Raw genomic sequence first — 9,596 nt, 5'->3', positions numbered from 1 at the left:
TGGGGTATCGAGTTGTCTGCATCGCAGGCAAGCCAGCTCCCACAGTTGACCTCATTCCAATGTGGGCGCTGTCGAGCCTTGGCGAGGCTGCGATGGGATCGCTGCGGTGTGCCTGGCAGACCGAGTTGTCTGCATCGCAGGCAAGCCAGCTCCTACAGTTGACCTCATTCCAATGTGGGAGCTGTCGAGCCTCGGCGAGGCTGCGATGGGATCGCTGCGGTGTACCTGGCAGACCGAGTCTGCCTGCATCGCGGGCAAGCCCGGCTCCCACAGGAAAATGCATTCCAGGTCAGGGAGCGGCACGCATCAATGATGGCTGTAGCGCTTGCGGTACTCCCCCGGCGACACGCCAAAACGCGACTTGAACGCCGATGAGAAGTAGCTGGAATCCGAGAAGCCCCAGGCATAACACAGCGCCGACAGCTTCTGCTCCGCCGGCGAGTGGCGCAGGGTTTCGGCGCAGAAATCCAGGCGCCGGTGCTTGATGTATTGCGCCACCACCAACCCACGCTTGGAGAACATCCGGTACAGCCCGCGCACCGACACCCCGACTTCCCGGGCGATCAGCTCGGGGCAGAGTTCTTCGGCACCGATGTGCGCGTCGATGTAGGCTATGGTTTTGCGGAACTGGCGCTCCTGTGGGTCCACGCCGTTGTCACGGGCGCTGATTCCCGGCAGCAACAGGCTGACCAGGGCGTCCAGCACCGCCTCGCTTTCCTGCATGCCCAGGTCGTTTTGCTGGCGGGTGTCGAGCACCATCTGGCTGGCCATCAGCGCCAAGGGCGTGCGGGCCGAGATCCGTGTCGCGCAGTTGACCGCGTTGAAGTGCGAACCGCGCTCCACCACCTGGCGCGGCAGGATCAGCGAGAGTTGCCGGGAGTTCTCGTGGTAGGTCATGTCGCTGGGGCGACAGGCGTCGATCAGGGCGATGTCGCCACGGCCCAGTTGCGCGCGGTTGTCGCCCTGCTCCAGTTGCGCACTGCCCTGCAGCTGGAACACCGCGTAGTAATGCCCCTCGTTGCCGGTACTGACTTCCTTGCTGCTGCGATACAGGTGCACATGGGCCATGTCGACCACGCTGAGCTTGATCGCGCCGCTGCGAAACTCGCTCAGGTCACCATAGAATTCAGTGCCCAGGGCGCGGGCATCGAAGCGTCCACAGGCCTGGTTGACCTGCTGTAACCAACGCTCGAATGATTCGTTACGTTGCACCGTTGAACTCATCATGACCGCTAGGCCTCACGTTTTTTATTTTTTTGGTCCGAGCAATCTTACTGGCACCGCCGATCAAATATCCAATACCAGACGAGCGGAAACCGCCCGGGAAACACACGCGCAAATCTGCCGATTGGCGGCCTTCTCCTTGGTCGACAGGCAGTTGTCACGGTGCTCGGGCACGCCCTCCAGCACCTCGACGATGCAGGTGCCGCAGATGCCTTCGCGGCACTCGGTGTCGATGTCGCAACCGTGGGCCTGCAACACGTCCACCAGGCTGGTATTCGCCGGTACCTGCAATACCACACCGGAGCTGGCCAGTTGCACTTCGAAGCCACCGCTGGGCCCGGCGTTTGCCGCCGGGTCGGCCTGGAAGTGTTCCAGGTGAATCGCCTCCCCGGAACGGCTGCGGGCCGCGACTTCCACCACCTTGTGCATGAACGGCCCAGGGCCGCAGGTGTAGACGTGGGCCACGTCGCCGGCCTGCTCCAGGCAGACGCTCAAGGCCGCATCCAGTGCGCCCGGTTCGACGCCAAAGTGAAACTGCACATGCTCGCCGAACGTATCGGCCAACAGCTGAGTAAACGCCGCGTACTGCGCCGAACGCGCAAAATAGTGCAGGCGCCACGGCTGGCCGCTGCCCGCCAGTCGGTAGGCCATGCTCAACAACGGCGTCACCCCGATACCGGCGGCAAACAGCGCATGGGCCGGCGCGTCCGGGTCGAGGCGAAACAGATTGCGCGGCGCGCCCATCTCCAACTCCATGCCCTCCTGCACCTGCTCATGCAGGGCCAGGGAGCCGCCCCGGGATTGTGCCTCCTTCTTCACCGCCACCAGGTACGCGCGGCCATCGTGGGGCGGGCTGCACAGGGAATACTGGCGGGTGACGCCGGTGGGCCCGGTGAGGTCCACATGGGCGCCCGGTTCATAACTGTCGAGGGGCTGGCCGTCACTGCGCACGAGGCGAAAGGAACGGATATCCAGCGCTTCGTCGACGATGCGTTCGATCTTCACCTTCATCATTGCAGCACCTGAATACAGTTGTTTCGGTTGAACGCTATCCTGTGGCGAGGGAGCTTGCTCCCGCTGGGGTGCGAAGCGCCCCCAAAGAGATTGGGCCTGCTGCGCAGTCCAGCGGGAGCAAGCTCCCTCGCCACAACGATGACTAGCGCATGAACAGCCCGCCGTTGATGTCCCAGCACGCGCCCGTGACCGAGGCGGCGTGGTCGGCAATCAACAGCAGCACGGTGTCGGCGATGGTGTGCGGGTCGCCGAGGGTGCCCGCCGGGATGATCTTGAGGATTTGCTCCAAGCGCTCCGGCGCCACGGTTTCGCGCACCACCGGCAAATCCAGCGGGCCTGGCGAGATGCTGTTGACCGTCACACCCCGGGGCGCCAGTTCACGGGCGAAGACCTTGGTCAACGTGGCCACACCGCCCTTGGCCGCCGCGTAATGCGCACCAGTGGCGGTGCCGCCGTTTTGTCCGGCGAGGGAGGCGATGTTGACGATGCGTCCGAAACCCCGCTCGGCAAAGTGCGCGCCGAACACCTGGCAGGCCACGAACGTGCCCCGCAGGTTGATCGCCATTGATTCGTCGAACTCTTCGGGCGTGATGTCCATCAGCGCCGCGACTTTCGACACCCCGGCGTTGTTCACCAGGATATCGGTGCCGCCCCAGCGCTCCGACAGCAGATCCCGGGCGCGGATAAAATCGGCTTTGTTGCGCACATCCAGCTCGATGGCGACGGCGGTTTCGCCGCTGCTGTCCAGCTCATCTGCGAGGTGTTGCACGCCATCCAGACGCACATCTGCCAGGCCCACGCGGTAGCCTGCGGCGTGCAGGCGCCGGGCGATGCATTCGCCGAGGCCGCGGGAGGCGCCGGTTACAAGCGCGATTCGGTTCATCAGGATGTCCTCATTTCAAATGTGGGAGCAGGCAAGCCAGCTCCCACATTGGTTTTGGTGGTGGGTTAGATCGTGCTTACAACAGGAAGCCCAGCGCACTCAGGCTGTCGGTGGAGTTGATCAGCCGCACCACCTTGCGCTCCAGGGTCGCAGCCCCGGCGCTGAAGCGGATGCGGTAATTCAGGTCGGCCACGAACGGTGTGTGCACGCCGCGCTTGTAGGCATACAGCAGTTGCGCACAGTTGACCTCCACCACCTCGCCCGCCGCTTCCACCAGCGTGAATCGCGACACGCTGCGCACGGTTTTCGCCGCATCCACCGCCGACGGCGAATACCCCGCCGTCAGCCGCTCGATACGCAAGTCACGCATGCGCGCGTCGTCATAGGCGTAATTGAGGCTGGCCTCGAAATCGTCGGTGTCCAGGTCGATCGGCACGACGTAACGCCCGCTCTCGCTCCACAACGCCGCCCATTGCACATAGTCCTTGTGGTCCAGCAGTTCGGCTTCGCGCCAGATGAATTCGATGGCCTGGGCCAGCGGTGCGGTAAAACCAGTCAGGGTGTTCATTGGCTCATCATCCTTTTCCACATGTCATAGGCCCCGCGCATGCCGCCTTCGTCGGTGGCGTGGGAGACCTTGTCGCCGTTGTCGGCCAGGACTTCGCGGTTCAGGCCACGGTTGACCAGGATCGGCGCGTCCACGCCGGCGTACGAACCGCGTTGCACCCGGTCCCAGGCCTCGGCGTCGTCGGGGCTGCCAAAGCCGAACGGGCCCTGGAAGTGTTCGTGGATGCGCAGGCGCTCGCGGTTGGCGATCTGCGGCCCGCCATCCATGCCAAGGGCGACGTGGCGGATCTCGGTCTCGGTGACCGATACCGGCCGCAACACGCGAAAGAACGACATCGACATGGCGACGTTGGGAAACAGGTTGAGGTTGAACCCGGCACCGTGCAGTGAGCGCACGATGCGTCGCACCTGGGCCGGCTCCATGGTTTTCGACAGTTCTTCGGTGACGTGGGCGAAGCGCTCCTGCAACTGCTCCGTGCCGTCATCGTGGTCCAGGTCGACATGCTCGGGCACCATCACCATCACGCTGTGGCCATTGCCCAGGGAATGGGTGACGGCCTGTTCGTCGGTCATGAACGAGAGCATTTCCGAGGTCTCGGCATCCACCGACGACATGAACGACTTGTGCACGATGGGGAAGTGATAGCCGTCGGTGGTGTTTTCCAGCTGGATCTTCCAGTTGCCCTTGAAGCTGAACTTGTGTTCGCCCTGGGTCTTGATCGGGTAGCCGGCGCCCTGCTTCATGAACAGGTCCATCCAGTGTCTGGCACCGCCGAGGAAGTCGGCCAATGGCTCGATGTCGTCGTTGTAGCTGGCGAATACCATTCCGGCGTAGCTGTCGACCCGCAAGCTGGTCAAGGGCAATTCGGATTTTTCCAGGAGGCCTTCGTAGCCGTCCGGGTACGGCAGCGCCCGCAGCTTGCCGTCCAGGCCATAGGACCAGCTGTGATACGGGCAGGTGAAGCCGGTGGCGTTGCCCTTATGCTTTTCGCAGACCGTGGCGCCACGGTGGCGGCAGCGGTTTTCCAGCACGTTGATCGCACCTTTCTTGTCGCGCACTACGATCACCGGGCGCCGGCCGATGGTGGCGGTCTTGAAGTCGCCGCTGTTGCGCACCTCGCTTTCATGGGCGACCCAGACCCAGGTGCGGTAGAAGATTTTTTCCAGTTCGGCTTCGAACAGCGCCGGGTCGTTGTACAGCGAGACGTCGACGCGGTCGTGCTTGACCAGCTCGTCGAGGCTTTTGGATTTGGCGATCAGCCGGTATTCATGGGTACTCATGGAGCCCTCCTCAAGGCGTTGTTCTTATTGGTGAGCCGTGATGCTCTGCTGCAGTTGCGCGCCGAGGGCACACACCCATTCGTCCTGGCCCTTGCGGCCGACAATCTGCAGGCCGACTTTCAGGCCGCTGTCCACCAGGGTCACCGGCACCGTCAGCGCCGGGTGGCCGCTGAGGTTGAAGGGCCGCACCAGCGGTGTCATGCCGGCCACGGCCTGGCTGCCGTTGCGGGCTTGGGCCAGGGTCGGTGGCAGGTCTGGCAGGGTCGGCAGCAGCAACACGGAAAACGCTTCGAGCGCGGCATCCACCTGATGACTGAAGCGGGTGCGCACGACTTCGGCGTCGGCCAACTCAGCGGCGCTGGTGCGGCTGGCGGCCAGCAAGCGCTGTTCAACGTCGGCGCCGATCAGGCCCTTGCCCGTGAGATGACCGAAGGCCGCCCAGTTCTCGACATTGATCACCGTAAGGCCGGCGCCGAACGCCGCCTCGAAGTCGTCCAGATGCAGGCGCTGCTGACGCCAGCCAGCCGCATCGACGGCGGCCATCAGGCTCGCCTTCAGCCACGGCTCACAGGCCACATCCAGAAAGCCCACATGAATACCGCCAACCGGTGCGGCCTGTGGCGTGAAGCCCGGGCAAATCACCTGCATCGCGGCAATCAGGTCCTGCATGTTCGCGGCAAACGGCCCGACGCAATCGAGGCTGGATACCGCCGGCTGCGCGCCCGCCCGGCTGACCCGGCCATAGGTCGGCTTCAACCCGGCGATCCCGCAGCACGCAGCGGGCACCCGCACCGAGCCGCCGGTGTCGGTGCCGATGGCGATATCCGCCAGGCCCGCCGCAACGGCTGCGGCCGAACCGCTGGACGACCCACCCGGCACCCGGTCAGGCGCCTGGGGGTTGATCGGCGTGCCGCTCCAGTCGTTGATGCCGGTGACGCCAAACGCCAGTTCATGCAGGTTGGTCTTGCCGACGATCTGCCAGCCGGCGTCGAGCACCGACTGCACCACATCTGCATGCCGGGTCGCGGGCGGTGCATCGGCAAAGGCACGGCTGCCGGAACGGGTCGGGTGCCCGGCGATGTCGATGGAGTCTTTGATGGCCACGCGTTTACCGCTGCCACCGAGCAGAAATTCGCTGACGAAGGTACTCATGGGTTCACCCCCAATACGGTATTGAACAGGCGTTGCGTGCGGAAATGCGCGATCAGCCAGGTGCCGTCGACACGGCGAAAATCAATGTTCAGCCGCGTGCCGAACAACTCGCTGCGCTGGTCGGCGTAGGTGGAAATCTGCTGCATGATCCACTGCCCCGCTGCCGTGCTGCCGTCCACCTGGATCGACTCGCTGGTGAGGTAATGCAGGTTCAACGCGAAGTGCTCGGACGGCGGCAGATAACTGCCGACAAATGCCGCCACGGCGTCGCGCCCCTGATGCTGGCCGAAGGTTTGCGCGGTGCTGGTACCGATGCCCTCCCAGACCGCATCCGCGGTGAACAACCCGGCCAGCTCGCGGACGTTCGTTGCCGCCCGGGGCACGTCGCACAGGTCCATGTAGCGCGCCATCAAGCGCCGGACCTGGCTCTCCCCTTCAAGGGTTTCAAGACGCTGCAACAGGTCCATGGCTCACACCCTGGCCGCGTCGGGGATGGTCAGCGGGCGGCCGATCCGCGCTTCAATCTTCGCGTAGCGCCACAGGCTGTATTCACCCACGGGCGTGGTGCGGAACAGGTTGCAGGCATCGATCACCGACTGGTGGCAGTCGACGTCAGCCATGATGTAGACGGTCCATGGCGAGGTGGTCGAAGGGCCGACCATCAAGCGGTCGTCATCCATCGCACCCAGTACGTTGATGCCCGGCATGGCGCCGAGGTCGCCCATCATCTGGCTGAAGCCTTTCCACACGCTCAGGCCTTCGCCGGTGGGCAGGTCGAAAAAGTTCTGGGTGATGCCGATGCAGAAGACGACGCGCAGCGGTTCTTGAGTGGCTTGGGACATGGGTTGATCCTTGAAAGTCAGATGTAGCCAGGAAATGGTGGAACGCCGAGGAACACCGAGCCGGCGCCGTCGTACAGGCCTTCGCTGAGGAAGGCGTGCTGGGTCACCACCATGGCGTCACGCAGGTAGCGTTGCAGCGGGTGGCGCAGGTAAATCGCGGTGGTGCCCGCCAGGCTGTAGGCGCTCTGCACCACGGCGGCGCCGGCCTGGGACACGTGAATGGCGGTCAGGCGCAGCAGGCTGGTTTGCTCCGCCGTAACCGGGTTGCCGGCGAGGATCGAGTTCCACACTTGTTCGGTGGCGCCGTAGAAAAAGCCCCGAGCGGCACTCAGTTGGGCTTCGGCCTTGGCGATTTCGATGCGCACGTAGGCGCGATCCGCCAGTTTCGGTGCGCCGGTGATGCCGCTGCCGCTGGCCATGGCGCTGATTTCATCGAGGGCGGCACGGGCCAGGCCGAGATTGACCACGGCCAGCACCTGGGCGGCGTAGGCAATCGAGGGGTAACGGAACAGCGGCTCGTCGATGGTAGCGGCGCCGCCACGGATGAAGGTCCAGCGCTCGTCGATGTATTGGTCGGTGACGCGCAAGTCATGGCTGCCGGTGCCCTTGAGGCCGACCACCTCCCAGTTTTCGATGATTTCAACCTGGCCCGGCTTGAACACGGCGGTGCGCGGCTTGCCGCCTGCCGCACCGATGCCCACACCCAGCAAGTCGGCGCCCTTGCAGCCGCTGGCAAATTTCCAGGTGCCGTTGACTTGCCAGCCGCCGTCGACGGTTTGTGCCGGCTGCAACGGGAACAGCCCACCGGCAAACACCAGGTCGGGGCTGTCGGCATACAGTTCGGCGAGGGTTTGCGTGGGCAACGCTGCCAGATACACCCCGGCGCTGCCGAAGCTGGCGACCCAGCCGGCGGAACCGTCGGCTTCGGAAATGCGCTCGATCATCTGCAAAAACGTTGCAGGGGCCAGGGCATCGCCGCCGAAACAACGCGGGGTGGCCGCACGATAGATGCCCACCTGCTTGAAGCGTTCGATCATGTCCCGTGGCACATGGGAGCCGGCGTCGAACTCGTCGCGGCGCTGGCGCACCTCATCCAGCACCTGCTGGAACAGCGCGGGCTGCGCATCGGGTAAAGCGTCTGGTTGCACGAGGGCCGAACGCAGCATGGGCTTTCTCCGTTGTAGTTGTTATGGATGGGAAACTACCCGTAGCAGCTGTCGAGCCCTGGCGAGGCTGCGTTGGCGCGACGCCGCTATCAAGTCGATCTGGATACCGAGTCGCGGCCAACGCAGCCTCGCTTGGGCTCGACAGCTGCTACGGAGCCAGTCCCGTTGATGGGGTCAGTTTAGGAAGGGCCTTCGGCGGCCACTATTGGGGCGTGCCGCCCCCTGGCTAAAGAAATCCCCTAGTGCGCCCCCGATAACTTCTGAGCGTGCCCCCGCGGGCAAACCGGTATAACTTGCCACTGTAGTCGTCCCCTCCACCGCCAAGGGCTACGCGATGTACCTACCCAATAACCATGATTTCCACACCCTGATCGAGGCCATGCCGATCTGCACCATCCTTCACGATGCGCAGAGCAAGGACATCCTCTGGGCCAACACCGCCGCGCTGTCGGCGCTGGGTTTTACCCTGGAAGAACTGATCCCGCTCAAGGCCCCGGACATGACCCGCGATGCGCCGAAGTACAAGCGCTCCATCGGCCTGCGCTGGCTGGAACGCGCGGCTCGCAGCGGCCAGCGCACCATCGAGTGGTGTTATCGCTCCAAGGCCGGGGTGGACATTCTTTCGGAAGCTGTTGCGACGTTAGTGCACCTGGACGGACGTGATGTGCTGATGGTGCAGTTCCGCGATATTTCCCGGGAAGACAAGGTCAAGCGTGACCTGATCCGTGCCGAAGAAGCCCGGCGTGTCAGCGAGCAACAGTTGGAATACCTGGCGCGCTACAACGCCATGGGTGAGATGGCCGTGGCGATTGCCCATGAGCTGAGCCAGCCGCTGGCGGCCACTCGTAACTTTATCGAAGGGGTGTTGATTCGCCTGGGTGATACCCACAGTGCCGACCAGGGCGTGAACTGGGGGCTGCAAAGTGCCGTGCGGCAGGTGGAGCATGCTTCTTTGATCATCAAGAGCGTGCGTGATTACGTGGTCAAGCTGGAGCAGAGTGCCGAGTGGGTGGACTTGAATGAGTTGCTGCATGAAACCCGGTACTTCATCAGCCTGCGGGCCGAGCCCGGTCAGGTGCGGCTGGAGATCGTGCCGAGCGCGGAGCCGCTGATGGTGCAGTGTGAGAGGGTGTTGATTGGGCAGGTGATTCTGAACCTGGCGTTCAATGCCATTGACGAGATGAGCGAGCTGCCTCTTGAGCGTCGGGTGCTGCGGTTGCATGCCTGTCGGGATGGAGGCGTGGCGCGGTTGAGTGTCGAGGATTGCGGTCGGGGGATTCAGGCGGTGGCGCGGGAGAAAATCTTTGATGGGTTCTTTTCGTCGAAGGTGGGTGGGAACGGGATTGGGTTGGCGTTGTGCAAGAACATTATTGGTCGGCATCAGGGGGATATCTGGGCGCAGAATCTTGAGCCGTGTGGGGCGGTTTTCAGTTTTTCGCTGCCTTTGGTGGGGGTGTGAGATGGGGG

General features: G+C 63.8%; 11 protein-coding genes. 1 reads left to right on the top strand and 10 read right to left on the bottom strand.

The features are described 5' to 3' along the window. Positions 1-164 precede the first annotated feature (164 nt). From V3W39_RS33900 to V3W39_RS33300, 10 genes are all read right to left on the bottom strand, one after another. Positions 165-407: a transposase zinc-binding domain-containing protein gene (locus V3W39_RS33900; RefSeq protein WP_442968445.1), complete on the bottom strand. Its 243-nt coding sequence runs from the start codon at positions 405-407 to the stop codon at positions 165-167. Further along, positions 307-1,227, bottom strand: a complete 921-nt coding sequence (feaR, locus tag V3W39_RS33340) for a transcriptional regulator FeaR (RefSeq protein ID WP_177048614.1) — start codon at positions 1,225-1,227, stop codon at positions 307-309. The genes V3W39_RS33900 and feaR overlap by 101 nt, the downstream gene beginning before the upstream one ends. Positions 1,228-1,287: 60 nt before the next feature. Continuing rightward, positions 1,288-2,238, bottom strand: coding sequence for a PDR/VanB family oxidoreductase (locus tag V3W39_RS33335; RefSeq protein ID WP_330214166.1), 951 nt, complete (start codon positions 2,236-2,238; stop codon positions 1,288-1,290). A 142-nt stretch (positions 2,239-2,380) separates the two neighbouring features. Then, positions 2,381-3,121, bottom strand: a complete 741-nt coding sequence (locus tag V3W39_RS33330) for an SDR family NAD(P)-dependent oxidoreductase (protein ID WP_330214165.1) — start codon at positions 3,119-3,121, stop codon at positions 2,381-2,383. Between the two features lie 76 nt (positions 3,122-3,197). Next, on the bottom strand, positions 3,198-3,689 hold the full coding sequence (locus V3W39_RS33325; RefSeq protein ID WP_177048611.1) for an aromatic-ring-hydroxylating dioxygenase subunit beta: 492 nt from the start codon (positions 3,687-3,689) through the stop codon (positions 3,198-3,200). Then, complete coding sequence (locus V3W39_RS33320) at positions 3,686-4,969, bottom strand: aromatic ring-hydroxylating oxygenase subunit alpha (RefSeq protein ID WP_330214164.1); 1,284 nt, start codon at positions 4,967-4,969, stop codon at positions 3,686-3,688. The genes V3W39_RS33325 and V3W39_RS33320 overlap by 4 nt, the downstream gene beginning before the upstream one ends. A gap of 24 nt (positions 4,970-4,993) precedes the next feature. Next, positions 4,994-6,121: an amidase gene (locus tag V3W39_RS33315; RefSeq protein ID WP_330214163.1), complete on the bottom strand. Its 1,128-nt coding sequence runs from the start codon at positions 6,119-6,121 to the stop codon at positions 4,994-4,996. Further along, the gene (locus V3W39_RS33310) at positions 6,118-6,588 is read right to left on the bottom strand and encodes a nuclear transport factor 2 family protein (protein WP_330214162.1); all 471 of its coding nucleotides are present in this window, start codon (positions 6,586-6,588) and stop codon (positions 6,118-6,120) included. The genes V3W39_RS33315 and V3W39_RS33310 overlap by 4 nt, the downstream gene beginning before the upstream one ends. A gap of 3 nt (positions 6,589-6,591) precedes the next feature. After that, the gene (locus V3W39_RS33305; protein ID WP_177048604.1) at positions 6,592-6,963 is read right to left on the bottom strand and encodes a hypothetical protein; all 372 of its coding nucleotides are present in this window, start codon (positions 6,961-6,963) and stop codon (positions 6,592-6,594) included. Positions 6,964-6,980: 17 nt separating this feature from the next. After that, on the bottom strand, positions 6,981-8,129 hold the full coding sequence (locus V3W39_RS33300) for an acyl-CoA dehydrogenase family protein (RefSeq protein ID WP_177133491.1): 1,149 nt from the start codon (positions 8,127-8,129) through the stop codon (positions 6,981-6,983). A gap of 334 nt (positions 8,130-8,463) precedes the next feature. Here V3W39_RS33300 and V3W39_RS33295 point away from each other — a divergent pair, with 334 nt between their 5' ends. Beyond that, positions 8,464-9,588, top strand: coding sequence for a sensor histidine kinase (locus V3W39_RS33295; protein WP_259201313.1), 1,125 nt, complete (start codon positions 8,464-8,466; stop codon positions 9,586-9,588). Positions 9,589-9,596 lie beyond the last annotated feature (8 nt).

The sequence above is a fragment of the Pseudomonas sp. Z18(2022) genome (genome assembly GCF_036346535.1).
GTDB lineage: Bacteria > Pseudomonadota > Gammaproteobacteria > Pseudomonadales > Pseudomonadaceae > Aquipseudomonas > Aquipseudomonas yamanorum_A.
The sequence above is the reverse complement of the archived record's forward strand: the minus strand, read 5'-3'. Positions and strand labels throughout refer to the sequence as shown.

Coding starts and splice junctions, on each gene's coding strand:
- V3W39_RS33900 (WP_442968445.1), bottom strand. CDS start 407: ATGCCTGGGGCTTCTCGGATTCCAGCTACTTCTCATCGGCGTTCAAGT.
- feaR (WP_177048614.1), bottom strand. CDS start 1,227: ATGATGAGTTCAACGGTGCAACGTAACGAATCATTCGAGCGTTGGTTA.
- V3W39_RS33335 (WP_330214166.1), bottom strand. CDS start 2,238: ATGATGAAGGTGAAGATCGAACGCATCGTCGACGAAGCGCTGGATATC.
- V3W39_RS33330 (WP_330214165.1), bottom strand. CDS start 3,121: ATGAACCGAATCGCGCTTGTAACCGGCGCCTCCCGCGGCCTCGGCGAA.
- V3W39_RS33325 (WP_177048611.1), bottom strand. CDS start 3,689: ATGAACACCCTGACTGGTTTTACCGCACCGCTGGCCCAGGCCATCGAA.
- V3W39_RS33320 (WP_330214164.1), bottom strand. CDS start 4,969: ATGAGTACCCATGAATACCGGCTGATCGCCAAATCCAAAAGCCTCGAC.
- V3W39_RS33315 (WP_330214163.1), bottom strand. CDS start 6,121: ATGAGTACCTTCGTCAGCGAATTTCTGCTCGGTGGCAGCGGTAAACGC.
- V3W39_RS33310 (WP_330214162.1), bottom strand. CDS start 6,588: ATGGACCTGTTGCAGCGTCTTGAAACCCTTGAAGGGGAGAGCCAGGTC.
- V3W39_RS33305 (WP_177048604.1), bottom strand. CDS start 6,963: ATGTCCCAAGCCACTCAAGAACCGCTGCGCGTCGTCTTCTGCATCGGC.
- V3W39_RS33300 (WP_177133491.1), bottom strand. CDS start 8,129: ATGCTGCGTTCGGCCCTCGTGCAACCAGACGCTTTACCCGATGCGCAG.
- V3W39_RS33295 (WP_259201313.1), top strand. CDS start 8,464: ATGTACCTACCCAATAACCATGATTTCCACACCCTGATCGAGGCCATG.